Here is a 25,191-nt window from a genome sequence, read left to right as displayed (position 1 = left end):
GACTAGAGCAGATCTAAAACTCTTCATAGATGGGAAATTAAGCATCGTGACTAATAACTCTTCTGTTGCGAACACCGGTACCGCTCGCGTGAAGCGCGGCCTGGCCGACATGCTCAAGGGCGGCGTGATCATGGACGTCGTCACCCCGGAGCAGGCAAAGATCGCTGAGGATGCCGGCGCTACCGCAGTTATGGCTCTGGAGCGCGTGCCCGCCGACATTCGCGCCGAAGGCGGCGTTTCCCGCATGTCCGACCCGGACATGATTGAGGGCATCATCAATGCTGTCTCGATCCCGGTTATGGCCAAGGCCCGCATCGGCCACTTCGTCGAGGCACAGGTTCTGCAGTCCCTGGGCGTGGACTTCATCGACGAGTCCGAGGTTCTCACCCCGGCCGATTACAAGAACCACATCGACAAGTTCGACTTCGAGGTTCCATTCGTCTGCGGTGCAACCAATCTGGGCGAGGCACTGCGTCGCATTAACGAGGGTGCGGCGATGATCCGTTCCAAGGGCGAGGCTGGCACCGGCGACGTCTCTAACGCTGTCACTCACATGCGAACCATTCGTGCGGAGATCAACCGCCTGACCTCCATGGCTGAGGACGAGCTCTACGTTGCTGCCAAGGAGCTGCAGGCTCCGTACGAGTTGGTGCGCGAGGTTGCTGCCAACGGCAAGCTGCCTGTCGTGCTGTTCACCGCGGGCGGTATTGCCACCCCGGCCGACGCTGCAATGATGATGCAGCTCGGCGCTGAGGGTGTCTTCGTTGGTTCCGGCATCTTCAAGTCTGGCAACCCGGAGCAGCGCGCCCGCGCCATCGTGCAGGCTACCCAAAACTACGATGACCCGGCGACCATCGCCAAGGTTTCCCGCGGCCTGGGCGAGGCCATGGTCGGCATCAACGTCGACGAGATTCCGCAGCCGCACCGACTGGCAGAGCGCGGCTGGTAATGGCTCCGCACCGTCCGAAGATCCTGGATGTTCTGGATCTAGAGCGCATTGACCGCGACATCTTCCGCGGCAGCCCGCTGCCGTCGAAGCTGGCGCGTACATACGGAGGTCAGGTCGCGGCGCAGGCGCTAGTAGCGGCCACCCGTACCGTTAGTGAGGATTTTTCCGTGCATTCCCTGCACGGTTACTTCGTCGGTCCGGGCAATCCCGATGCTTCGACGGTGTTTTTGGTCGACCGCGTGCGCGACGGTCGATCCTTCGTCTCCCGTTCTGTGAAAGTGGTGCAAGACGGCAAGGCGATTTTCAGCATGCAGGCCAGCTTTCACATCCGCGACGACCACGGACCGCAGCATTCCGATGAGATGCGCGCGGTGCCGGCCCCTGAGTCGATCGCGGTGGATACCGAGTCGCTAACTAGCGTCCAGCGCCTGTTCCGCGACGAGTGGGCAGACTGGGACGTGCGCATCGTTCCTCCGGAGGACTACGAGCACAATAAGTACACGGCCTCCCAGCAGGTGGTGTGGTTTCGCACGAAGTCTAGGCTGCCGGACATCGACACCTTGCATGTCTGCACCCTGGCCTACATGTCGGACATGACTCTGCTGTCGTCCGCGCTGGTGCCGCACCGCCCGGCGGAGTTCCAGGAGGCCTCGCTGGACCACGCCATGTGGTTCCTGCGACCCTTCCGCGCCGACGAGTGGCTGCTTTACGACCAGGTTTCCCCGTCTGCCCACGGCGGTCGGGCACTGACCCACGGGCGGATCTTTAACCAGCAGGGTGACCTGGTGGCTGTGGTCACCCAAGAGGGACTGACCCGCACCCTGCGCGACGGCGCTCAGTCGGTGCCGCTGAAGGAGCAAGAGGAGCAGTAGGCCGATGATCATTGGCGTTTTGAGTGTGCAAGGCGGATTTGTAGAGCACATGCGCAGCATCGAGCGGCTGGGGCACGAGGCCCGCGCCGTTCGCCGCGCCGAGCACCTTGAAGGTCTCGACGGGCTGATCATGCCCGGCGGCGAGTCCACCACTATGTCGAAGCTGCTGGAACTGGGCGGAATGCTGGAACCCTTGCGTCAGTTGGTGGCCGACGGTCTGCCGGTGTTCGGAACGTGCGCTGGGTTGATCCTATTGGCCGATCGGGTTCTGGATACTCGTAGTGACGCCCATAGTTTGCACGCCATGGACATTACGGTTCGGCGAAACGCTTTCGGTCGGCAGGTGGATTCCTTCGAGACCCAGCTGCCGTTCGGGGATATCGACACGCCCGTCGAGGCCGTGTTTATTCGCGCTCCGAAGGTGGAAGAAGTGGGCGATGGTGTCGAGGTTGTATCGACCTTGCCGGACGGCACCGTCGTCGGAGTGAGGCAGGGAAACGTACTGGGATGTAGCTTTCACCCGGAGCTTTCCGAGGATGACCGCGTGCACGAGTACTTTCTGCGGATGGTTAAGCAGCGCGGCGTGGAATAGCTGCCGCATAGCTTTGGCGATTGGCGACGAGGGGGCGTCAATAAAAAAGGTGACGTGCGTGACGGCAGCTGCACGGTAGGGGTCTAGTATGGAAACGATACGAACGAACCCGACTACCGAAAGAGGATCATGGCCGGCCACTCCAAATGGGCAACTACCAAGCACAAGAAGGCTGCCAACGACGCGAAGCGTGGCAAGGAATTCGCCAAGCTGATCAAGAACATCGAAGTGGCAGCCCGTACCGGTGGCGGTGACCCCAGCGCGAACCCGACGCTGCAGGATGCGATCACCAAAGCCAAGAAGTCCTCGGTGCCCAACGACAATATCGAGCGCGCCCGCAAGCGCGGCTCTGGCGAAGAGGCCGGCGGCGCAAACTGGGAAACGATCATGTACGAAGGCTACGGTCCGAACGGTGTGGCTATGCTCATCGAGTGCCTGACCGATAACCGTAACCGTGCTACGACCGACGTGCGCACCGCGATGAACAAGAACGGCGGCAATATGGCGGACGCAGGCTCCGTCTCCTACCTGTTCACCCGCAAGGGCGTGGCAGTGCTGGACAAGGGCGAGAACGCCGAGGACGACATCCTGCTGGCCGTGTTGGATGCCGGCGCGGAAGAGGTCAACGACCTCGGCGAGAAGTTCGAGGTCGTGTGCGAGTCTTCTGACATCAACGCGGTCCGAGACGCGCTGAAGGAAGCCGAGATCGACTACGACTCCATCGAGCTGGACTTCCGCGCGTCCATGGAGGTTCCGGCGGACGCCACCACCGCGAAGAAGGTGTTTAACCTGATCGATGCGCTGGAAGACTCCGACGACGTGCAGAACGTGTTTACCAACATGAATGTGTCGGAAGACGTGTTGGCAGAGCTCGACAGCGAATAATTAAAACACGTGTGCTATTCTTGGCTACACGATGAACACTCCACAACATTCCGCTTGGGGCAGCCCCACCGGCGGTCCGACCTCGCTGGCCGGGCTGCGCGTGATGGGGATTGACCCCGGGCTGACGCGCTGCGGCTTGTCCGTGGTGCAAGCGGGGAAGGGGCGGGCCGTGTACCCCGTAGCCGTGGGGGTAGTGCGTACACCGTCAGACATGCCAGTAGAGCAGCGGCTAAATAAGCTCTTCGACGCGGTGGAGCAGTGGTTTGACGACTACCAGCCGCACGTCGTAGCTCTGGAGCGCGTCTTCGAGCGCTCGAACGTCTCTACCGTGATGAACACCGCTCATGCCTCAGGCGTGTTGATGTTGGCTGCGGCCAGGCGCGGGGTGGATGTGCACATGTACACGCCCAGTGAGGTGAAGAAATCCATCAGCGGCAATGGTCGGGCGGACAAAGCCCAGATGACCCGCATGATTACCCGCATCTTGGGGCTGAGTGAAGCGCCCAAGCCGCCGGATGCTGCCGACGCGCTGGCGCTGGCCGTGTGCCATTGCTGGCGGGCACCGCTGAACCATCTCGTAAAGGGGAAACTATGATCGCATCGTTGCGTGGAACCGTAATTGATAAAGGCCTGGACTACGTGACCATTGAATGCGCGGGAGTGGGCTACCAGTGCTCCGGTACGGCCACCACCATCGCGGAACTGCCGCGAGGCGAGGAAGTCTTCGTGACAACCGCGTTGGTTGTGCGTGAGGACTCACAGACTCTGTACGTTTTCAAGGACGCAGACGAGAAGCGCGCTTTCGCTACCCTGCAATCTGTCAGCGGAGTGGGCGCCCGGCTGGCATTAGCGATTCTGTCGGTGATCACCCCTCAGGAACTTGCCCGAGCAGTATCTAACGGCGACCATAAGACCCTGCAGAAAGCACCAGGCGTGGGCAAGCGCCTGGCCGAACGCATGGCCGTAGATCTAAAGGGCAAGGTGGCGGATCTGGGGGAGATCGCTGATACCGGCGCTGTGGGAGCGGCCGGTGCAGTCGGCGATGGCGGCGATGGTCAGGCCGTGGCTCCGGATGTGCGCGAGCAAGTTCTCGAGGCGCTCGTCGGGCTCGGCTTTACGGAGTCTAAGGCCGGCACCACCATCGAAGCAGTCCTGTCTCAATGGTCTGCCCCGCAAGCCCCGGACGCTTCCGGGCTGCTGCGCGCATCGTTGGCGGCTATTAAATAGGCACAAGCAAGCGGCAGGAAAGTAGGGGAGACTGGAGACCATGAGCGACTTCGAGCGCACAGAGTTTGAACTTCCACCCGGAGTGGGCCATTCCCAGAATGAGGATTTGAATCCGCAACAAACCGCCGGGGATTCGGACATCGACACTTCGCTGCGTCCGAAATCGCTAGATGAGTTCATCGGCCAGCCGAAGGTACGCACGCAGCTGGACCTCGTGCTGGGCGGTGCGCGATCTCGCGGAGTAGCCCCCGACCATGTTCTGCTAGCCGGCCCGCCCGGTTTGGGTAAGACCACGATGGCCATGATCATCGCTCAAGAGCTCGGCAGCTCCCTGCGCATGACCTCTGGTCCGGCCCTGGAGCGCGCGGGCGATCTGGCCGCCATGCTTTCCAACCTGATGGAGGGCGATGTGCTGTTTATTGACGAGATCCACCGCATGGCCCGTCCTGCCGAAGAGATGCTGTATATGGCCATGGAGGACTTCCGCATTGACGTCATCGTAGGCAAGGGGCCGGGCGCCACCTCCATCCCCATCGAGATCGCCCCGTTCACACTGGTAGGCGCCACTACGCGCGCGGGAATGCTCACCGGGCCGCTGCGAGACCGCTTCGGCTTCACGGCTCAGATGGAGTTCTACGACACAGCCGACTTGACCCGGGTGGTCACGCGCGCTGCGGGAATCTTGGGCGTCGATATTACTGGTGACGCCGCAGCGGAGATCGCTTCCCGTTCCCGCGGAACCCCGCGTATCGCCAACCGATTGCTGCGCCGGGTGCGCGACTTCGCGGATGTGAATGCCGACGGAAAGATCACCGTCGAGGTGGCTCGTGCCGCACTGCTTGTTTTCGACGTGGACGAATCTGGTTTAGATAGGCTCGACCGGGCAGTCATCGAAGCCCTGGTAAAGGGCCATGGCGGTGGACCAGTGGGCGTCAACACCCTTGCGCTGGCGGTAGGCGAAGAACCTTCCACGGTCGAGGAAGTCTGCGAGCCTTACCTCGTCCGGGCAGGAATGGTGAGCCGTACCCCGCGTGGTCGCGTGGCGACTGCGGCTGCCTGGCGACACATCGGCTTGGAACCGCCGGAGGGAACAATCGGGCTTTAACGGGGCAAAGGGGATGTGGGAAGGCCATATGGCAAGATTGTCACTATGCCAATTGACATTATTCTCATCGTCCTTGTCCTACTTGTGTTCGTCGGCTTACCGCTGATCCAGATCCGCAAGCAAAACAAGCGGGTTCAGGAGATCCGGCAATTTCAGGATCAGCTGGGTCCAGGCATGGTCGTGAAGACGACCTCCGGCATCCACGGTCGCGTGGTCCACGTGGGGGATACGACCATCGACCTGGAAATCGCGCAGGGTGTTGTGACCACGTGGGAGAAGGCTTCCATCCTAGAGACCGTCGACGCTGTGGAACCGGGTTCGCAGCAAGAAACGCAGCTGACGGAAGAAAAAGAAGACTAACTAGCTGGTTCGGTATTCCGTTTGTCCGAACCCAGGCGTTAGTATCACGGGGTTAGATTTTTTTAGAACACCGGCCACGCATGTTCGTGGCTGGATTGCAGGAGACTTAAAGCGGTGGCAAAGAAAAAGAAAAGAACTGCTGCGCAGGGTGGCTTCGCGTGGCCGAAGCGGGCGCTCGCCGCATTCGTGGTGGTCGTCCTCATCGTGCTGGGCTTGATCATGTTTACGGGAAACAAGTCCTTCGGGCCAAAGCTTGGCATCGACCTACAGGGCGGTACCCGAGTGACGTTGGTTCCACAGGGAGACACACCTACGCCGGATCAGCTAAGCCAGGCGCGTACGATTCTGGAAAACCGCGTGAACGGTATGGGCGTTTCTGGCGCTTCCGTGGTGACGGATGGCAACAACCTGGTCATTACCGTGCCAGGTTCGGACGCTGGTGAGGCACGCTCGTTGGGTAAGACCTCGCAGCTGCTGTTCCGCCCCGAAGCACAACCCGGGCAGCCCACCAAGGACTTCCCGGAAGCCGTGAAGAAGATGGCTAACCGCTGGGTTGAGAACGGCATTATCACCCCAGAGTTTGCTAATGAACGCCTGAGCCGAATGGTTAAAGCCTTCCCGCAACTGGGCCTGAAGGATGCGCCGAAGGAATTGAAGGTAACCGCCAAGCCACCGGCGGAACCAAAGGATTCGGTCGAGGAGCAGGAGCGCCGCGACAAGCAGGTCGAGGTATTGAAGGCAGATCGCCAGAGCACGGACGGAAACAAGCAGCAGGCAGCCGGTGCGTTGCTGGATTGTGAGAAGAACGACCCGATGGCAGGCTCCGATGATGCGGACAAGCCATTGGTGACTTGTAGCGACCAGGGGCCGATGGTTCTGGGGCCTGCCCCGCTGCTGAAGGGCGAGACCGACGAGAAGAACGGCGAGCGCCTGACCGGCGAGATGATCGACACGAACTCGCAGATCACCGGTGGCCTGCAGCCGAACTCGGCTCAGATGGCCATTACCTTCAAGTTCAAGACCGGCGAACAGACCCCGGGTGGCGAAACCTGGTACGCACTCGGCCAGCAGATGATGGGCAAGCGCGTTGCCATCACCCTGGACTCCAAGGTCATCTCCGCGCCGGAAATCCAGTCGCCGACTCCTCCAGGCGAAGTTTCCCAGATCACCGGTAGCTTCTCCGAGAAGGAGGCCCAGGATCTGGCCAACAACCTGCGCTATGGTGCGCTGCCGCTGAGCTTCGTCGGTGAAAACGGCGAGCCGGGTGGTACCACCACCACGATCTCCCCATCGTTGGGTGCAGCTTCCCTGAAGGCCGGCGTCATCGCCGGTCTGGTGGGCTTGGTCCTGGTTGGTCTGTACGCCCTGGCTTACTACCGCGGCCTGGGTGTTGTGGCGATCATCTCGCTCATCGCGGCGTTCTCGTTGGTTTATGGCTTTATCGTTCTGCTGGGACGCTGGATCGGTTACAGCCTGGACCTGTCGGGTATCGCTGGCCTGATCATCGGCCTTGGCACCACAGCAGACTCCTTCGTGATTTACTTCGAGAGGATCAAGGACGATATCAAGAACGGCTCCACGTTCCGCTCCGCGGTGCCACGCGCTTGGCAGCGTGCCCGCAGCACTATCGTCACCGGTAACATCGTTTCCCTGATTGCTGCTGTGATCCTTTACTTCCTGGCTGTTGGCGACGTCAAGGGCTTTGCCTTCACCCTGGGGCTGACCACGGTATTCGACCTAGTGGTTGCGTTCCTGCTGACTGCACCGCTGATGATCCTGATGTCTCGTCGACCGAGCTTCGCCTCGCCGAAGCTCAACGGCCTGGGTGCTGCCTACCGCGTTGCCGAACGCAAGTACGGGCGCAAACCCCACGAGCACGCAGTGCGCGCGAAGTCAGCTAAGAAGGCGGGCAAAGCCGAGAAGCCTGATAATACTGAAGAGGCCGATGAGGCTGAAAAGGCAGATACCTCGGCCACTGAAAACAAGGAGGGGAAGTAAATGAGTAACCCCGAAACTCTTAGCGCGAAGGAGACCGAGGCTGTGGAGGCTGTGGAATCCACGGAGCTTTCGGCGGCCGAGGCCAATCCGGTCGACGCTCCAGATAGTGAGGCGCAAGGCTTCTTCGAGAAGCTCTACAACGGCAACGGCGGTTTCCGCATCGTGCAGAACCGCGGTCGCCTTTATGGCATCCTCGTAGCGGTCGTCGTGGCCTGCCTGCTTTCGATCCTGGTGCGTGGCTTTACCCTTGGCATCGACTTCGAGGGCGGCACGCGCATGACCATGCCGCCGGCAGGCGGAGCCACGGAATCTAGCGTCTCGGAGATCTTCGAGAACGCCACTGGCATCGCGCCGCAGTCCACCCAGACTGTCGGCAGCGGCGATGCCGAGTCCATCGAGATCACCTCCGAGCGCCTGAGTGAGGAACAAATCCGCGAGGCCCGTTCGGCTCTGTTCAACGAGTACCACCCTAAGAACAATGTCGGCGAGGTTACTCAGGACGCGATTAGTGATTCCACCGTCTCCGAGTCGTGGGGAAGTAGCATCACCAAGAAGATGCTTATCGCCCTGGGCGTATTCCTGCTGACGGTATTCTTGTACATCGCCTTCCGTATGGAGCGCGACATGGCTGCTGCAGCCATCATCTGTCTGCTGATTGACCTCACCGTCGTCTCCGGCATCTACGCGCTGGTCGGCTTCGAGGTTTCCCCGGCTACGGTGATCGGCCTGCTGACTATTCTTGCCTACTCGCTCTATGACACGGTTGTGGTGTTCGACAAGGTGCACGAGAACACGGCTGGTCTGTTTGGCTCGACGCGCGCCACCTACGCCGAGGAAACGAACCTCGCCATCAACCAGACGATCATGCGCTCGATCAACACCTCCATCTTCTCCCTGGTTCCGATCGCGTCGCTGCTGGTCGTGGCAGTGGGCATCATGGGCGTGGGCACGCTGAAGGATCTGGCTCTAGTGCAGTTCATCGGTGTTATCGCCGGCACGTTTAGCTCCATTTTCTTCGCCGCGCCACTGTTGGTGACGTTCAAGATGCGACAGCAAAAGTACAAGCAGCACGAGGCTCGCGTGGAGCGCGCCCGTTCCCTCGCGGCGTCGCAGGAGGGTACTTCTAGCAATGACGCCGCAGTGGAAACCTCTGATGGAGACAGCGAAAAGGTGACCGTTCCCGCTGACAATGGTGATGAGGAAGAGAACACCGGCCGCGCCAAGCGTAATGTCTCCAGTCCGAATGCTCATGTGGCCGCGGATTCCACTGAGGACTTCAAGCGTGAAACTCACAACGAAGACGCTGGAAGGTCCTGGCGCCCTGGCATGTAGCTGGTGTTACCTGCAGGATTGATTCGTGTACATGTGTTGGAGGAAGGACGGCGACCCGTGAACCGCAAGCGCCATGCAGTACGGTCTACAGCAGCCTTGACGCTATCCACAGTTCTGGCAGCAGTGGGCTTGGCCGGTTGTTCGGAGGACTCCCCACTGAGCAGCACGCCAGAGCAGTTCGGATACGTACTCACCAGCGACCTGGTGACTTCCAACGCCGGCACTGCGGTGGGAGTGGCGACGGATGCTGCAAAGATTTCCGCCCGCCTCTACCCAGGAGCCTTCATCGCTGGCCCGCGCGGCCAGAACCTGCCGAACGGCGACCTGGTGACGGCTAAGCCGGCTCCCGCAAATCCCCGACAGGTGGATTACACCATTAACGAAGATGCAACCTACTCGGATTCAAAGCCGGTAGTGTGCGACGACTTTCTGTTGAGTTTCCAGGCGAGCTCCCGACCGGATCTTTTCGGCTCTGACCTGCCCCTGTTCGGTCAGGTGGAAAAGATCGATTGTGCGGCTGGTTCCAAGACGTTTACCGTGCACTTCGCTGATAAGCGTGGTGAACGCTACCGCGAGCTTTTCGGCCCCGGCACCGTGTTGCCCTCTCACACCGTGGCTGAGAAGGCTGGGGTCGACGACGTCGTCTCGGCCATTGATGGCATGGACGAACAAGCTCTGACGGATCTGGGCAAGGCCTGGCAAGACGTGTTCACCTTTGCGAAGACGGATCCTTCCCAAGTACCGACTTCAGGGCCGTACAAGATCGCTGAACGACAGGATGACGGCTCACTGAAGCTGGAGAAGAACCCGGAATGGAACGGCGTAGAGCCCGCCCAATCTCCGATATACCTCTGGCCGCAAGGGGCGGACGTCAAGAAGCTGGGGGAGCACAACCAGCTTTCCGTGGTGGATACCAACCGCGGCGCCGGGGAGTCTCCGGGCAAGGTAGCCAAGGAACTCGGCTTGAACGCAGACGACTTCCGCGTGGTGGAGAGCAACTCGGAACGTGTGGATACCTTGCGGATTTCCGACCTAGGCCCGCTGCAGGATCCTGTGTCTCGCAAGGCTCTAAACGCCTGCATCGATCGCCAGGGTCTCGCGAAAGCCGTCGAGGAGGAAACTGGCGCCGCAGTGCAGCCAGTCGGACTGCGGGTGGTCGGCTCCGAGCATCCGCTGCGTAGCTACCTGGACGACATCAATGGGCGCAATACCAGGGTCAATGTCGAAGACACCCGTTCGCAGCTCAACGGGATGACTATCCGCATTGGTTTCTTGGAGTCCATGCCTCGCTATAAGAAGATTGTGGACACCCTGAAGTCTCAGTGCGCGAAGGCCGGGGTAAACATCGAACCCGTGCCCCGCAAGGCCGATAACTACGGGATGTTGGGCGTTGACTACGACGTGGCCCTCGACACCCGGTCGGCCAATGGGCGGAACTCCGCGGTGAATTCCACCCCGAGCTCCGACCTTAAGGAGATTCGGGCGGCCGAGACAGCTTTGGCAGACGACGCTATGACCCTGCCTCTGGTCACGGAAGCGCGTACCATCCTGGCTGAGGTTCACGCAGCTAATGTATTGGATAGCTCCTCGGACACCGGGGTGAGCTGGAACATGGATCGCTGGGTGGAGTCCGACGAACCCGTGGCGACAGGCCGTGCCTCTGACGAAGGTAACGATGGGGCAGAGGGAACAGAGGCTAGTGAGTCGCCCGTAGCTCCCACAGATCCCTCCCAGCCCTAAAGAGAGAAAGAGACCTAAGAGTTTTGACTTCCGCCGACCATGACAACAGCCCCCAGCGCGCAGAAACAGCGGCCAGCGCGCTGCGCCAACGCATCCGGGTTGTTCCGGACTTCCCCTCGCGCGGCATTGTCTTCGAAGACCTAACCCCCGTTCTGGCAGATCCCCACTCTTTCAAGCTTTTGGTGCAAGACCTGGCCAACCACTGCCGCAACTTCGACATCGACCTGATCGGCGGATTGGATGCTCGTGGCTTCCTACTCGGAAGTGCAGTCGCCTACGAACTGGGCGTGGGCATCCTCGCAGTTCGAAAAGGCGGCAAACTGCCTCCTCCCGTCCACCACGTGGACTACTCTTTGGAGTACGGCACGGCCTCACTTGAGATTCCGGCTGACAACGCAATCCCGCTGCAGGGCAAGAACGTCTTCCTCATCGATGATGTTTTGGCTACCGGCGGCACGCTGAGCGCTTCGCGCGAATTGCTGGAAAACGCCGGGGCTAATGTGTGCGGACTCGGCGTGGTGTTAGAGGTATCTGCGTTGGACGGTCGCGACCGCCTGAAGGATCTTCCGCTCTACGTGGTCGATCAGGCCGGCTGATAGCCCCAACGGGTTATAGGCGCAGGTGGCGTCAATAAAAAGAAGAGAAGAAACAGGCAGGACTTTAAGCGGCTATGAGCAACGAGAAGGGTTCGCTGTGGATGGCGGCTCGCATTGCGCGAAGCCTCACCGGCACCGGAAAGCCAAAGATCAACCCTGTACTGGGGCCGCTCATTTCCGTGCACCGGCGCTTTCATCCACGCGCTGACCTCGCCCTGTTGAACCGCGCCTACGCTACCGCCGAGAAGCTGCACGAGGGCGTGAAGCGCAAGTCCGGCGAGCCGTACATTACGCACCCGCTGGCGGTGGCGACCATCGCCGCGGAGATTGGCATGGACACAACCACCGTGGTGGCAGCGCTGCTACACGACACGGTGGAAGATACGGATTACTCCCTGGAGGATCTTTCCCGCGACTTTGGCAGTGAGGTCGCCCGCCTCGTGGACGGCGTGACGAAGCTAGACAAAGTTGTGTTGGGGTCTGCGGCGGAGGCAGAAACCATCCGTAAGATGATCGTCGCTATGGCCGAGGATCCGCGCGTGCTGGTGATCAAGGTCTCCGACCGCCTTCACAACATGCGCACTATGCGTTTCCTGCCACCGGAAAAGCAGGCGAAGAAGGCACGCGAAACTCTTGAGGTGATTGCCCCGCTGGCCCACCGCCTGGGCATGGCGACCGTCAAGTGGGAGCTGGAGGACCTTGCCTTCGCCATCCTCTACCCGAAGAAGTACGACGAGATCGTGCGCCTGGTTGCCGACCGTGCCCCGAAGCGCGACCAGTACCTGGCGAAGGTGAAGCAGGAGATCGAGCTGGCAATGTCGCGCAGTTCGCTGCACGCCACGGTGGAGGGCCGCCCGAAGCACTATTGGTCGATTTACCAGAAGATGATCGTGCGCGGACGCGACTTTGACGAGATTTTCGATCTGGTGGGTGTGCGCATTCTGGTGGATAGTGTGCAGGATTGCTACGCGGCAGTCGGTGCCATTCACACCCTCTATCAGCCGATGCCGGGGCGTTTTAAGGACTATATTTCTTCCCCACGCTTCGGCGTGTACCAGTCGCTGCACACCACCGTGATAGGCCCGGACACCAAGCCCCTGGAAGTGCAGATTCGCACCCACGAGATGCACCACAACGCCGAATACGGCATTGCGGCGCACTGGCGGTACAAGGAAACCCGCGGCAACAACAACAGCGAGTCTGCAGAAGTGGACCAAATGGCGTGGATGCGCCAGCTGCTGGACTGGCAGAAGGAGGCAGCGGATCCAAACGAGTTCCTGGACTCACTGCGTTACGACCTGTCCACCAACCAGATCTTCGTGTTCACGCCAAAGGGCGATGCCATCACCCTGCCGAACGGATCCACGCCGATTGATTTTGCCTACGCTGTGCACACGGAAATCGGCCATCGCTGTATTGGCGCGAAGGTCAACGGCAAGCTGGTGGCGCTCGAATCCAAGCTGAACACCGGCGATAAGGTGGAGGTCTTTACCTCCAAGGATCAAAACTCCGGGCCATCGAAGGACTGGATGAGTATTGTCGTCTCGCCGCGAGCGAAGGCGAAGATCCGGCAGTGGTTCGCCAAGGAGCGGCGCGAGGAAGCAGCGGAGAAGGGCCGCGATCTGCTGGCCGCGGAAGCACAGCGGGGTGGCCTGGCGGTGCATCGTCTCTTTACCCACGAATCCCTGCGCCTGCTGGCCAGCGACATGAACTACCAGGATGTCGAGGCGCTTTACACTGCTATTGGCCGGGGAGAGGTTACGGCCGGGCACGTCTGCAATCGCTTTGTAGAGGGGCTGGAGCCAGAGTCGGAGGCCGATGACGTTCTACAGTCTGGTTCTGCGACTTCTAAGATCGCGAATACTCCGCAGGAAGGCCGTGGCGATGGTTCCGGCATTCTGGTGCAGGGCGAGGCCGATTTCTCCGCGAAGTTGGCAAAGTGCTGTACCCCGGTGCCGGGCGATAAGATCTTTGGGTTTATCACCAAGGGCGGGGGCGTAAGCGTGCACCGTACGGACTGCACCAACGCCGAGAAGCTGCACCAAGAGCCGCAGCGGATTATTGAAGTCTCGTGGGCCAGCAGCTTCCACAATGCAGTGTTTATGGTCACGATCCAGATCGAGGGTCTGGATCGCAACGGTTTGCTCTCTGAGGTCACGCGCGTGATCTCGGATCAGAAGGTGCCGATCATCGCCACTAATTCGCACACCGCGGGCGACCGGGTGGCGACGATCCGCTTTACCTTCGAGGTGTCGGACACAAAGCAGCTGGGCTACATGATGAACCAGCTGCGTAACGTCGAAGGTGTCTACGACGTCTACCGTGTCACGACGGGCGGCTAGCCCTGAAGGCTAGCCGAGTTGTCTAACCCAGTACTGCGGATTCGATGTTGATGTCCTCATTCGGGGCCGCATCACCTTCAGGTGCCTTTTCCATCAGCTTGTCCAGTGCCTTCAGGCCGGCCTCGTCGATGGTGCCGAAGATGTTGTAGCTCGGCGGCAGGGTGGTATCACCGGTGACCAGGAAGAACTGGCTGCCGTTGGTATCCGGTCCGCTGTTGGCCATGGCTAGTGTGCCGCGCTTGTAAGTGACCGGGGAGTCGGCCTTGTCCTTGTCCACGCCGTTGGACGGGTACTCATCTGCGAAGGAGTAGCCCGGGCCGCCTGCGCCAGTACCCTCAGGGTCGCCGCACTGCAGGATGGTCATGGAATCGGACTTCACAGAGCGGTGGCACTTGGTGGAGTCGTAGAACTTCTTCTCCACCAGGTGCTTGAAGGAATTGGTGGAGCACGGGGACTTGTCGTTGGCCAGCTCCAAGCCAACCTTTTGGCCGTTCATGGTCAAGGTGACCTTTTCGGTTCCCTTGGCGGTTACGTTGTTGCCGTCAGGCAGCCCGGCCTCGCTGAGCTTGCCCTGCGGGTCCTTCTTGTACTCGCACTTCACGGTCTCGCCGTAAGGCTCCTTAGGGCCTGCCGGTAGCGCCGCGGGCTTTACGTCCGGCTCTTCAGTCTGCTGCTCGCTCTCAGCGACTTGATCTTCATCCTCGTTGGAGGTGTAGGTGGCGGCGAACCAGATGCCGCCCACGATGAGCACCAGCACGGCGAGTGTTGCGGCTACCACGCCCAGCGGTGCGATCTTGGCCTTGCGCTCGCGGGACTTCAGAGCTTTCTCTAGCTCCGACAGTGCCTGGTCGCGCTGGGCCTCGTTCGGGTAGTTGTTGTCTGACACGTTTTTCTAGGACCTTTCTTGTGCTAGATACGGTGATCCATTATGCCCTATATACTGGCCGATTCGGGTGAAGGGGCACGGGCTCGTTGGTGTTTTCGCTAGGGTTTGTGGCATGAGCACAGACGCAACCCCCTTGCCGGATACGACGCAGGTCCTTTCTTTTCCTGCTGGCCCTTTCGAAACCAATTGCTATGTGGTGATTGATGGTTCTGACGCCAATAGCGGGGAGAGCTCCCCGGCGGTCGTTATAGACCCGGGATTGGGTGCGTTCGAGAACATCCAAAGGCTCGCCGAGGAGCACAAGTTTTTCGTGGAAAAGGTCGTGCTGACCCACGGACATATCGACCACATTCGCGACGCGGGAGCATTTGGGGTGCCGGTGTACGTCCACGAGCTGGACCGCTTCATGTTGGAAATGGATCAGGCGGCCAGCCCGCTGGCGCAGCCCTTCGACGTTGCGAACATGCCGGCGATTGAGAACATTCGTCACCTGGAGGATTCCATCAGCATTGGCGGTGCGGAGTTCGAGATCCACCACATGCCAGGCCACTCACCGGGGCATGTCATGTTCCGCGTGAATGGGCTCATCTTCGGCGGCGATGTGCTGTTCCGTGGAGGAGTGGGGCGCACCGATCTTCCGGGTTGCTCGCCCGAGGACATGATGCTGAGCCTCAAGAAGCTAACCACCGACTTCGATGACGAGGACATTGTGCTGCCGGGGCACGGCCCGCACACGACCATCGGGGAAGAAAAGCGCACCAATAGCTTCCTGGCGGCAGTGCAATAGCCGTTTAGTAGACTGTCTACTTGTGACTGAGAGCGAGAAGAAGCAACAGAAGCCCCAAAAGGCCAAGGCCGAGAAGTTTAAGGCGCTCAGCGCGCCGAAGGGCGTGCCGGACTACGTGCCGCCGACATCGGCGGAGTTTAAGGCGGTCAAGGATGCGTTCACCTCCGCCGCGCACGCCGCAGGCTACGAGCACGTGGAGCTGCCGATCTTCGAGGAGACCTCTCTGTTTGCCCGTGGCGTTGGCGAATCTACCGACGTTGTGTCGAAGGAAATGTACACCTTCGCCGACCGGGGCGGCCGTTCGGTGACCCTGCGGCCGGAGGGCACGGCGGGCGTCATGCGTGCCGTCATCGAGCACAACCTGGATCGCGGGCAGCTACCCGTCAAGTTGGTCTACAATGGCCCCTTCTTCCGCTACGAGCGTCCGCAGGCCGGCCGCTACCGCCAACTGCAGCAGGTGGGCGTGGAGGCCATCGGCGTGGACGATCCGGCGCTGGACGCCGAGGTTATCGCGTTGGCGCACCGCTGCTTTAGCTCCATTGGTCTGAACGGCTTCCGCCTCGAGCTGACCAGCCTCGGTGACTGGGACGACCGCCCCGCCTACCGGCAGAAGCTGCAGGACTTCTTGGCCACGCTGCCGTTGGATGAGGAGACGCAGCGCCGTGCGCAGCTGAACCCGCTGCGTGTACTGGATGATAAGCGCCCTGAGATGCAGGAGATGCTGGCCGAGGCTCCCTTGATGCTGGACCACCTCAGTGATTCGTCCCGCGAGCACTTCGAAACCGTGACCGGGCTGCTGGATGACTTGGGCGTGGGCTACACCATCAACCCGCGGATGGTGCGCGGCTTGGATTACTACACGAAGACCTGTTTCGAATTTGTCCACGATGGCCTGGGTGCGCAGTCTGGCATTGGTGGCGGTGGACGTTATGACGGCCTGATGGCTCAACTGGGCGGGCAGGACCTGTCTGGCATCGGCTTCGGGCTGGGAGTCGATAGGGCGCTGCTGGCTCTCGAGGCGGAGGAGAAGAGGGCGTCAACAGGAAGAAGGGTTGATGTCTACGGCGTGGCACTGGGCGCAGAGGCCAAGCGGCGCATGGTGGGCATCGTGGATGACCTGCGTGAGCGCGGCGTGTCCGCCGATATGTCCTACGGTGACCGCGGGCTGAAGGGAGCCATGAAGGGGGCCGACCGTGCGGGTGCGCTGTATGCCCTGGTACTGGGCGATAAGGAGCTGGCTGAGGGGACGGTGACGGTGAAGGACCTCGGCGCACACGAGCAGCACGAGGTGGACCTGGCTGCCGTCGTAGAGCTGCTGGCGGAGAAGACGGCAGATAGGGCTGCCCACGCCTAGTAGAACGGCTGAGCTTAAGACCGAAGTAACACCGGTCACATCTGTACCCTCGCGTAACACTACGCGGGGGTATTTTTGGTGAATTAAAGTTTAATACTTCCATTACTTTGCATGAAGTTCCTGGTCGCAGCGTGATTTGCGCAATGGATTGCGCGGACAAGAACAAGTAACGGTGGTTAGCTCTCCTTCGTTGCAGCACGCCTTTGCTGCGCAACCTTTAGTGATTCGTTTCAACGAGGAGAAACCCAAAGTGTTCAAGCTGTCTCGCCGCAGTTCCCGTGCCGTCATGACCCTGGCCATGGCGCCGACCCTGGCCCTCGCGGGGCTGAATGTTCCCGCGTACGCCGCCGAGGCTGACCAGGTTAGTCTTAACATCATCGGCGTCACCGACTTCCACGGCCACCTATCCCAGGCTAAGGATCGCAAGGGAGAAATCATCGAGCCCGGCGCGGCCGTGATGGCCTGCTACGTGAACAAGGAACGCGAAGGCAACCCGAACACCAGCTTCGTATCCGCAGGTGACAACATCGGTGGTTCTCCCTTCGAGTCCTCCATTCTGAAGGACAAGCCGACCCTCGATGCGTTGAACGCCATGGGACTAGAGGCTTCCGCCGTGGGTAACCACGAGTTCGATAAGGGGTGGTCAGACCTGAAGGATCGCGTAGGTGTTAACGGCGACAAGGATGCGAAGTTCCCCTACCTGGGTGCCAACGTCAAGGGAAGCGACATGGCGCCGTCCACGGTTATCGAAAAAGGCGGTGTGAAGATCGGATACGTCGGCACCATTACTGCGGACACCCCGAACCTGGTTTCTCCGGACGGCATCCAAGGCCTCAGCTTCTCCGAACCGGTGGCTGCGACTAACGCAGAAGCCAAGCGACTGAAGGAATCTGGTGAGGCGGACGTAGTCATCGGCCTGGTGCATGAGGGGATGGACAACACTAAATTCTCCCAGGACGTGGACGCAGTTATTGCCGGCCACACCCATGTGCTACGCAAGCTCGACGGTAAGCCAGTGCTGGTGCAGCCGGCCAACTACGGCATGGATCTGGCCGACATCGACATCGTTTACGACAAGGCGGCCAAGAAGGTTGTGTCCGTCACCGCCGAGAACCGTACGGCAAAGGACATGAGGGACGTTTGTGGCGACACCCCGGATGAGGACGTGGCGAAGATCGTTTCCGCGGCAAAGGAATCGGCGAAAACCGAGGGCGAAAAGGTCGTTACCACCCTGAAGAACGACTTTTACCGCGGCGCAAACTCCGACGGCGAATCCGGCGGTAACCGCGGTACCGAGTCCTCCCTGAACTCCATGATTGCGGACGCCACCCTGTACGGCGTTAACAAGCTGACCGACTTGAAGGCCGACCTGGGCGTGATGAACGCTGGTGGCGTCCGCGCTGACCTGGCCTCGGGTGACGTGACCTACGCAGAGGCTTTCGCAGTTCAGCCTTTTGGCAATTCCCTTGGTGTTGTGGAGATCACCGGTGAGCAGCTGAAGCAGGCCCTCGAACAGCAGTGGAAGCCGGGCGGGGAGCGCGCAATGCTGGCGTTGGGCTTGTCCAAGAACGTGCAGTACGCATACGACCCGGATGCCGAGCAGGGCAAGCGCATCACCTACGTTTCCGTCAATGGCAAGCCTCTTGACCCGAGCAAAAAGTACCGCGTGGCCGGGTCCAGCTTCCTGCTGAACGGTGGTGACAGTTTTGATGCATTCAAGGGCGGCAAGTTCCAGGACGCGGGCCAGATGGACATCGATGTGTTCAACCGCTACCTGAAGGACAATAAGGACATCGCCGTTCGCCCGAACCAGACCTCCGTCGGCGTAAAGCTGTCCGGCGCGGCCGTGGAGGAGGCAAAGGCGACCGACAAGGCTCTGAACAGCAGCGTGCTGGCTCCGAAGAAGGACGTCACCGTCAACCTCAGCTCCCTGAGCTACACCGGCAAGGAAGAAAAGCCGACCACGGCGACTGCGAAGTTCCTGCGCTGCGAGGGCAAGAAGGCCGTCACCGTCGGCGAAGCTTCCGCGGAGATGGACAATACGGTCACCGATGGTCTTGACGAAACCGGTAAGGCCACCGTCAATCTGACTGTTCCGGAAGAAGCCGCGTTCCTGCAGATCACCACCGACGCTGGCTCCGAGCTGAACTACCCAATCTCCGTCGAAGGCAAGCTTGACGTCGATCGTGGCTGCGGTGCAACGTCGGACGAGAACACGGGTGCAGAAGGCTCCCTATCTGGTTCCTCCACCGGCGGCATCATCGGCGCCATCCTGGGCATCCTAGCCTTGATCATCGGTGGTGCTACGGCCATCGCATGGGTACAGAACAACGGTGGTGTTCCGACCCATATCCTGCCGAAGTGGGCCCGCGACCTGCTGAAGATCTAATTCGCCGTAATCAATACCCCAATCACCTCTAGCTCCCGCCTCACCAGCGGGAGCTATCTTCACCAGAAAGCAGGATCTAGATCCATGAAGGCTCGTTTCAAGACCATCACCTCCGTGGCCACCTTCAGCGCGCTGGCCCTGGGTACCAATGTCCTCACCGTCCCGACTGCCCTAGCTAGCCCGCTCGGCGATAACGTCGTCATCAGCGCCGTCTATGGTGGCGGCGGAAACAAGGGCGCCACGCTGAAGAACGACTACGTTGAGCTGTTCAACCCCACCGACAAGCCGATTAACCTCGATGGCTGGACCGTCCAGTATCTCTCCGCCAGCGGTAATAACATTGGCAAGCCGATCGCGCTATCCGGCACCATCCAGCCGAAGGGCTTTTATCTGATCAAGGGCGCTGAGGGTAAGGGCGGTACCCAGGATTTTGTTGCTGACGCCAACGGGGACGATTTGACCATGGGCGGGACGAACGGCACCGTCGTCCTGAGTGACTCGTCCGAGGAGTGGGCCGCCGGAAACCCCGCGATCGACATCGTGGGCTATGGCAATGCCCAGGTGAACGAGACCGCTGGTACCGCGGCTCTTTCTAACACCACGGCTGCCGCCCGTAATGATGAGGGGAAGGACACCGACGACAACAGCGCTGACTTCACCGTCGGCGATCCGAAGCCGCGCTACAGCGGCGGCGACGCGCTGGATCCGAACACGGAGACCCCAGAAAACCCAGAGCAGCCGGAGAATCCGAAGCAACCTGGCGAACCGGAGCAGCCGGGAGACGCCGAGGAACACAAGATCTCCGATATTCAGGGAACGGGGGAGAAGTCCCCGCTGGTGGACAAGCAGGTCAAAACCGCTGGCTGGGTCACCGCAAGCTACCCCTCCGGTGGTCTGAATGGCTTCGTGATCCAGGAGGGCGGCGCGACACAGTTGCGTAAGGCCGGCGAAGCATCCCAGGCAGTGTTCGTCTACACCGGCAAGGGCGGCACCCCGGCGGACCTCGGCAAGTGCGTCGTAGTCACCGGCACGGTGGGGGAGCACTACGGGTCCACCCAGCTCGGATCTGCCAAGTACACCGAGTCCGGCAACCCGTCAGCGGACTGCGGGGAAAAGCCGGAGCCGATCACGGAAGCCGTTCCTTTGGATGAGGAGACCCGTGAGGCTAACGAGCACATGATGTTCCAGCCTTCCGCTACCTACACCGTCACCAACAACTACGAGCTGAACCAGTACGGTTCCGTAGATCTCGTGGAGGGAAACGAGCCGCTGTACCAGGCGACCTCCAAGGTGGCACCGGGGAAGGAAGCCCAGGACTATGAGGCCGGGAACGCCAAGCGCGTCGTCACCCTCGACGATGGCGCTACGTTGAACTTCTTCCGCAACAAGGATGCGCAGAACACCCCGCAGCCCTACCTGAAGACCGCCGAGGGCATCAAGTCTCTGCGCACCGGCGACCAGGTGAGCTTCTCCCAGCCCACGGTGCTGTCCTATGGCTTCAACAAGTGGTCCCTGCAGCCCACCTCCCAGATCACGGGCGATACCGCGCAGGCGGATCTGCCGATCAGCTGGGAGGACTCCCGTCCGGCCGAGGAGAACGGCCCCGAAGAGGTCGGCGGCAGCCACTCCATCGCCAGCTTCAACGTTCTGAACTACTTCACCGATCTGGGTCAGGATCAAGGCAACTGCGGCTCCTACAAGGATCGCGAGGGGAACCCTGTTACCGCCGACAAGTGCGACGTTCGCGGTGCCTACTCCGAGCAGGCGTTCAAGGATCAGCAGGCCAAGATCGTCAAGGCGATCAACACCCTGGATGTTTCGGTCCTGGGCCTGGAGGAGATCCAGAACTCAGCCAAGTTCGGCAAGGACCGCGACGCAGCGCTGAAGCACCTGGTCGACGAGCTCAACGCGGCCGGTGGCAAGTGGGAGTACGTTAAGAGCCCGGCCACAGTCGCCAAGAACGAGGATGTCATCCGCACGGCCTTCATCTACCAGCCGGACAAGGTCGAGCCGGTCGGGGAGTCCAAGATCCTCGACGTAGAGGCTTTCGACCAGATCGCTCGCCAGCCGCTGGCGCAGCAGTTCAAGAACAAGGGTGCGAAGGACGAGCAGGCTTTCGTCGCCGTCGTGAACCACTACAAGTCCAAGGGCAGCGTGGCTCGCGGCGACGCGGATACGGGCGACGGCCAGGGCAACAACGCAAAGCTGCGCGCAGAAATGTCCAGCCAGCTCGTGAAGTGGCTGAGCGAAGACGCGGACTTCAAGGACAAGCCGCAGTTCATCCTGGGCGACTTCAACGCCTATGCGAAGGAAGATGCCATCCGCATCATTGAGGAGGCCGGCTACACCAACCTCGAGACCAAGTTCGACGCCGGTCATTCCTACCAATTCGGTGGCCGAGTGGGCTCCCTGGACCACGTCCTAGCCAACGAGAAGGCCACTGAGATGGCCACCGGCGCGGACGTGTGGGACATCAACGCCGACGAGTCAGTTGCCTTCGAGTACTCTCGCCGCAACTACAACGTGGTGGACTTCTACGAGCCGAACGTGTTCCGTGCCTCGGACCACGACCCGATCAAGGTGGGCTTCAACGCCCCGGGCGCGGGTCCGCAGCCGGGGCCGGACCCTGACGACTCGACCAACCCGGACAAGCCGGGCGGCTCCTCAGGTTCCACTGGTTCCACCGGGTCCTTGGGTGGTTCCAAGACGGAGCTCAGCGGCTCCGCTAAGGCAGGCATCATCACCACGATCATTCTGGGCATCATCGGCCTGGGCGCCGCCGGTGCGGGCCTGTGGGGATGGGTGAACCACCTGATCCCGGCCGGCGCAGTGCCGAACTGGCTGCGCCCGTACCTGCCACCGCAGCGTTAAGAGCGCTGCAGGCGGGGCGCCGCGGGGCTACGTGCGCGGGGCTTAGCGCTGGAAGTCCTGGTGGCAGGACTTCATGGTGCCGCCTTGGTAGCCGCGCATGAACCAGTCCACGCGCATTTCGGAAGACCCGTGGGTCCACTTGTCAGGATTTACTTCTTGTCCGGCGCTGGACTGGATGGCGTCATCGCCAATAGAACGAGCAGTAGTGATGGCCTGCTCGACCTGCTCCTGGGTGAGGGGCTCCAACAGAGCGTCCTCGCCCTTGTCGGCGTTTTGGGCCCACACTCCGGCGTAGCAGTCGGCCTGGACCTCCATTTTCACCGCGTTGGAATCCTCGCCAGGGCTATCGTAATCGCTCAAACCCAGGGTGCCCTCCAGGTTCTGAATGTGGTGGCCGAACTCGTGGGCGGTGACATACATCTGCGCGAATGGGCCGTTGGATCCACCCATTTGCTTCAGCTCGTCGAAGAATGGGACGGACATGTAGACCGTCTCGTCGCCGGGGCAATAGAACGGGCCGGTGCTAGCGAGGTTCGCAGAGCCACAGCGGGTGCTGGTCTGCCCCTCGGCGAGCACCAGGCCCGGCTCGCTGTACTTCTTGCCAGCCTCCTCGGGCAGAGCCGAGCTCCAGAACTGGTCGACCGACTTCGCCGTGGCCAATACACGGCAATCGTCATTGTTGTTGGCGTCCTCGGCAGTCTTGCAGTGCTCGAAGCCTTCGCCCGTGCGACTGTTGCTGACGCCCGCACGTTGATCCGCGCTGTTGTTCCCGCTCAGCATTCCCAATCCACCGTTGAAGAGGAACACGAGAACAGCGGCAACGATGATTCCGGGAATGCCGAAGCGGCGGGCGAGGGCGCCAAAAAGCAGGCCGGTGAACAAGCCGCCGCCTCCACCCTGATTGCCACCCCCACCGCCGAAGCCGAATCCGCCCCCGCCGGATCCCGTGCCTCCGCGCTGCCCACGATCGGAATAGTTGTTCAGATTGTTGTTAAAAGTCACAAGTGAATCGTGCCATACCCGGGCGACGTATACACCCCATTGCGGACAAGGTAAGCTGTAAGGCCGAAAAGACTAAAAATCGAGGAAGGACTATAGGAACGTGCTGCGCACACACCTTGCGGGCGAACTACGCCCAGACAATATCGGTGATGAAGTGACTCTGACCGGCTGGGTTGGTCGTCGACGCGACCACGGTGGCGTCATTTTCATCGACCTGCGCGACCGCAGCGGCGTGGCACAAGTCGTCTTCCGCGAGTCCGAGGTGGCGGAGCGTGCGCACGACCTGCGCAGCGAGTACTGCCTGAAGGTAACCGGCGTGGTCGAGGCTCGCCCGGAGGGATCCGAGAACCCGAACCTGGCCTCTGGCGGCATCGAGGTCAACGTGTCCGCCCTGGAGGTTCTGAACGAGGCGGCCGCGCTGCCGTTCCAGATCGACGATCCGTCCTCCTCCGGCGAGGTGGGCGAGGAAACCCGCCTGAAGTACCGCTACCTGGATCTGCGCCGCAAGACCCAGGGCGATGCGCTGCGCCTCCGCTCCCGTGTTAACCAGGCTGCCCGCGGGGTTCTGGCCGAGCACGACTTCACGGAGATTGAAACCCCGACGCTTACCCGCTCTACCCCAGAGGGCGCCCGTGACTTCCTGGTGCCTGCACGCCTGCGCCCCGGCACGTTTTACGCCCTGCCGCAGTCTCCGCAACTGTTTAAGCAGCTGCTGATGGTGGCTGGCATGGAACGCTACTACCAGATCGCGCGTTGCTACCGCGATGAGGACTTCCGCGCCGACCGCCAGCCGGAGTTCACCCAGCTGGACGTCGAGATGTCCTTCGTGGACCAGGAAGACGTGATCTCTCTGGCAGAGGAGATCCTGGTAGCCATCTGGAAGGAGATCGGCTACGAGATCTCCACCCCGATCCCGCGCATGACCTACGCCGATGCTATGAAGTACTACGGCTCCGACAAGCCGGACCTGCGCTTCGACATTCAGATCACTGAGTGCACCGACTTCTTCAAGAACACCACCTTCCGCGTGTTCCAGAACGAATACGTCGGCGCAGTGGTCATGGAAGGCGGCGCAGACCAGCCCCGCCGCCAGCTGGATGCCTGGCAGGAGTGGGCCAAGCAGCGCGGCGCGAAGGGCCTGGCCTACATTCTGGTGGGCGAGGACGGCGAGCTGTCCGGACCGGTTGCCAAGAACATTACTGACGAAGAGCGTGCGGGCATTGCCGAGCACGTCGGTGCCAAGCCGGGCGACTGCATCTTCTTTGCCGCTGGCGAGACCAAGCCTTCCCGCGCTCTGCTGGGTGCAGCCCGCGGCGAGATCGCTAACAAGCTGGGTCTGATCAAGGAAGGCGATTGGGCTTTCACCTGGGTCGTAGACGCCCCGCTGTTCGAGCCGGCTGCGGATGCCACCGCATCGGGCGACGTGGCCCTGGGCCACTCCGCCTGGACCGCTGTGCACCACGCCTTCACCTCCCCGAAGCCGGAGTACCTCGATAACTTCGACGAGAACCCGGGCGAGGCACTGGCCTACGCCTATGACATCGTTTGTAACGGCAACGAAATCGGCGGCGGTTCCATTCGTATCCACCAGCCAGACGTGCAGGAGCGCGTGTTCAAGGTCATGGGCATTACCGAGGAGGAAGCCCGTGAGAAGTTTGGATTCCTGCTGGATGCGTTTGCCTTCGGCGCCCCGCCGCACGGCGGCATCGCCTTCGGCTGGGACCGCATCGTCTCCCTGCTGGGTGGCTTCGACTCCATCCGCGACGTCATCGCCTTCCCGAAGTCCGGCGGCGGCGTGGATCCGCTGACCGACGCTCCGGGCGAGATCTCGGCAGCGCAGCGTAAGGAATCTGGCATCGATTTTAAGCCGAAGAAGGGCCCACAGGGTCAGAAGGAAAAGTAGG

Annotated in this window: 20 protein-coding genes; 18 read left to right on the top strand and 2 right to left on the bottom strand. The window is 61.1% G+C overall.

The features are described from left to right. Window positions 1–46 precede the first annotated feature (46 nt). From pdxS to CJEIK_RS05430, 13 genes are all read left to right on the top strand, one after another. Window positions 47–949 carry a pyridoxal 5'-phosphate synthase lyase subunit PdxS gene (gene pdxS, locus CJEIK_RS05490; RefSeq protein ID WP_011273622.1) on the top strand — a complete coding sequence of 301 codons (903 nt, stop codon included), beginning with the start codon at window positions 47–49 and terminating at the stop codon, window positions 947–949. Beyond that, window positions 949–1,821 carry an acyl-CoA thioesterase gene (locus tag CJEIK_RS05485; RefSeq protein WP_005294961.1) on the top strand — a complete coding sequence of 291 codons (873 nt, stop codon included), beginning with the start codon at window positions 949–951 and terminating at the stop codon, window positions 1,819–1,821. The genes pdxS and CJEIK_RS05485 overlap by 1 nt, the downstream gene beginning before the upstream one ends. A 4-nt stretch (window positions 1,822–1,825) precedes the next feature. Beyond that, a complete protein-coding gene (gene pdxT, locus CJEIK_RS05480; protein ID WP_005294960.1) occupies window positions 1,826–2,413 on the top strand; it encodes a pyridoxal 5'-phosphate synthase glutaminase subunit PdxT in 588 nt (195 codons plus the stop codon). 129 nt (window positions 2,414–2,542) lie between these two features. Continuing rightward, complete coding sequence (locus CJEIK_RS05475; protein WP_005294958.1) at window positions 2,543–3,298, top strand: YebC/PmpR family DNA-binding transcriptional regulator; 756 nt, start codon at window positions 2,543–2,545, stop codon at window positions 3,296–3,298. Window positions 3,299–3,329: 31 nt separating this feature from the next. Then, entirely contained in the window at window positions 3,330–3,893 is a 564-nt protein-coding gene (gene ruvC, locus CJEIK_RS05470; RefSeq protein ID WP_011273619.1) for a crossover junction endodeoxyribonuclease RuvC, read from the top strand. Continuing rightward, window positions 3,890–4,525 carry a Holliday junction branch migration protein RuvA gene (gene ruvA / locus CJEIK_RS05465; protein WP_005294954.1) on the top strand — a complete coding sequence of 212 codons (636 nt, stop codon included), beginning with the start codon at window positions 3,890–3,892 and terminating at the stop codon, window positions 4,523–4,525. Before ruvC ends, ruvA begins: the two co-directional genes overlap by 4 nt. Window positions 4,526–4,565: 40 nt before the next feature. Continuing rightward, entirely contained in the window at window positions 4,566–5,630 is a 1,065-nt protein-coding gene (gene ruvB / locus CJEIK_RS05460; protein WP_005294952.1) for a Holliday junction branch migration DNA helicase RuvB, read from the top strand. A gap of 45 nt (window positions 5,631–5,675) precedes the next feature. Beyond that, a complete protein-coding gene (gene yajC, locus CJEIK_RS05455) occupies window positions 5,676–5,990 on the top strand; it encodes a preprotein translocase subunit YajC (protein WP_005294947.1) in 315 nt (104 codons plus the stop codon). 114 nt (window positions 5,991–6,104) lie between these two features. After that, the gene (gene secD, locus CJEIK_RS05450) at window positions 6,105–7,988 is read left to right on the top strand and encodes a protein translocase subunit SecD (protein WP_005294943.1); all 1,884 of its coding nucleotides are present in this window, start codon (window positions 6,105–6,107) and stop codon (window positions 7,986–7,988) included. Further along, complete coding sequence (secF, locus tag CJEIK_RS05445) at window positions 7,989–9,320, top strand: protein translocase subunit SecF (protein WP_005294941.1); 1,332 nt, start codon at window positions 7,989–7,991, stop codon at window positions 9,318–9,320. A gap of 57 nt (window positions 9,321–9,377) precedes the next feature. Then, window positions 9,378–11,060, top strand: a complete 1,683-nt coding sequence (locus CJEIK_RS05440; protein WP_034964942.1) for an ABC transporter substrate-binding protein — start codon at window positions 9,378–9,380, stop codon at window positions 11,058–11,060. A 23-nt stretch (window positions 11,061–11,083) separates the two neighbouring features. Continuing rightward, a complete protein-coding gene (locus CJEIK_RS05435; protein WP_005294937.1) occupies window positions 11,084–11,656 on the top strand; it encodes an adenine phosphoribosyltransferase in 573 nt (190 codons plus the stop codon). A 74-nt stretch (window positions 11,657–11,730) separates the two neighbouring features. Further along, a complete protein-coding gene (locus CJEIK_RS05430; protein ID WP_005294935.1) occupies window positions 11,731–13,998 on the top strand; it encodes a RelA/SpoT family protein in 2,268 nt (755 codons plus the stop codon). A gap of 22 nt (window positions 13,999–14,020) precedes the next feature. Here the strand turns inward: CJEIK_RS05430 and CJEIK_RS05425 are convergent, their stop codons facing one another. Further along, on the bottom strand, window positions 14,021–14,884 hold the full coding sequence (locus tag CJEIK_RS05425; RefSeq protein ID WP_005294933.1) for a peptidylprolyl isomerase: 864 nt from the start codon (window positions 14,882–14,884) through the stop codon (window positions 14,021–14,023). A gap of 112 nt (window positions 14,885–14,996) precedes the next feature. Here CJEIK_RS05425 and CJEIK_RS05420 point away from each other — a divergent pair, with 112 nt between their 5' ends. From CJEIK_RS05420 to CJEIK_RS05405, 4 genes are all read left to right on the top strand, one after another. After that, the gene (locus tag CJEIK_RS05420) at window positions 14,997–15,671 is read left to right on the top strand and encodes an MBL fold metallo-hydrolase (RefSeq protein WP_005294931.1); all 675 of its coding nucleotides are present in this window, start codon (window positions 14,997–14,999) and stop codon (window positions 15,669–15,671) included. Between the two features lie 22 nt (window positions 15,672–15,693). Beyond that, the gene (hisS, locus tag CJEIK_RS05415; RefSeq protein WP_005294929.1) at window positions 15,694–17,025 is read left to right on the top strand and encodes a histidine--tRNA ligase; all 1,332 of its coding nucleotides are present in this window, start codon (window positions 15,694–15,696) and stop codon (window positions 17,023–17,025) included. 250 nt (window positions 17,026–17,275) lie between these two features. Next, window positions 17,276–19,414 carry a bifunctional metallophosphatase/5'-nucleotidase gene (locus CJEIK_RS05410; protein WP_050760831.1) on the top strand — a complete coding sequence of 713 codons (2,139 nt, stop codon included), beginning with the start codon at window positions 17,276–17,278 and terminating at the stop codon, window positions 19,412–19,414. Between the two features lie 84 nt (window positions 19,415–19,498). Next, window positions 19,499–22,285, top strand: a complete 2,787-nt coding sequence (locus tag CJEIK_RS05405; RefSeq protein ID WP_005294925.1) for an ExeM/NucH family extracellular endonuclease — start codon at window positions 19,499–19,501, stop codon at window positions 22,283–22,285. A 42-nt stretch (window positions 22,286–22,327) separates the two neighbouring features. On the opposite strand, the gene ypfJ is transcribed toward CJEIK_RS05405, so the two are convergent. After that, window positions 22,328–23,287, bottom strand: coding sequence for a KPN_02809 family neutral zinc metallopeptidase (gene ypfJ / locus CJEIK_RS05400; protein WP_080545267.1), 960 nt, complete (start codon window positions 23,285–23,287; stop codon window positions 22,328–22,330). 100 nt (window positions 23,288–23,387) lie between these two features. Between ypfJ and aspS the strand changes: the two genes are divergently transcribed. Beyond that, window positions 23,388–25,190, top strand: a complete 1,803-nt coding sequence (gene aspS, locus CJEIK_RS05395) for an aspartate--tRNA ligase (protein ID WP_005294922.1) — start codon at window positions 23,388–23,390, stop codon at window positions 25,188–25,190. Window position 25,191 lies beyond the last annotated feature (1 nt).

It is taken from the genome of Corynebacterium jeikeium, from assembly GCF_028609885.1.
Classification (GTDB): domain Bacteria; phylum Actinomycetota; class Actinomycetes; order Mycobacteriales; family Mycobacteriaceae; genus Corynebacterium; species Corynebacterium jeikeium.
The sequence above is the reverse complement of the archived record's forward strand: the minus strand, read 5'-3'. Positions and strand labels throughout refer to the sequence as shown.

What these genes read in the sequence shown, in the direction of transcription:
- CJEIK_RS05485 (WP_005294961.1), top strand. Translation starts at nt 949, where the DNA reads ATGGCTCCGCACCGTCCGAAGATCCTGGATGTTCTGGATCTAGAGCGC.
- pdxT (WP_005294960.1), top strand. Translation starts at nt 1,826, where the DNA reads ATGATCATTGGCGTTTTGAGTGTGCAAGGCGGATTTGTAGAGCACATG.
- CJEIK_RS05475 (WP_005294958.1), top strand. Translation starts at nt 2,543, where the DNA reads ATGGCCGGCCACTCCAAATGGGCAACTACCAAGCACAAGAAGGCTGCC.
- ruvC (WP_011273619.1), top strand. Translation starts at nt 3,330, where the DNA reads ATGAACACTCCACAACATTCCGCTTGGGGCAGCCCCACCGGCGGTCCG.
- ruvA (WP_005294954.1), top strand. Translation starts at nt 3,890, where the DNA reads ATGATCGCATCGTTGCGTGGAACCGTAATTGATAAAGGCCTGGACTAC.
- ruvB (WP_005294952.1), top strand. Translation starts at nt 4,566, where the DNA reads ATGAGCGACTTCGAGCGCACAGAGTTTGAACTTCCACCCGGAGTGGGC.
- yajC (WP_005294947.1), top strand. Translation starts at nt 5,676, where the DNA reads ATGCCAATTGACATTATTCTCATCGTCCTTGTCCTACTTGTGTTCGTC.
- secF (WP_005294941.1), top strand. Translation starts at nt 7,989, where the DNA reads ATGAGTAACCCCGAAACTCTTAGCGCGAAGGAGACCGAGGCTGTGGAG.
- CJEIK_RS05430 (WP_005294935.1), top strand. Translation starts at nt 11,731, where the DNA reads ATGAGCAACGAGAAGGGTTCGCTGTGGATGGCGGCTCGCATTGCGCGA.
- CJEIK_RS05420 (WP_005294931.1), top strand. Translation starts at nt 14,997, where the DNA reads ATGAGCACAGACGCAACCCCCTTGCCGGATACGACGCAGGTCCTTTCT.
- CJEIK_RS05405 (WP_005294925.1), top strand. Translation starts at nt 19,499, where the DNA reads ATGAAGGCTCGTTTCAAGACCATCACCTCCGTGGCCACCTTCAGCGCG.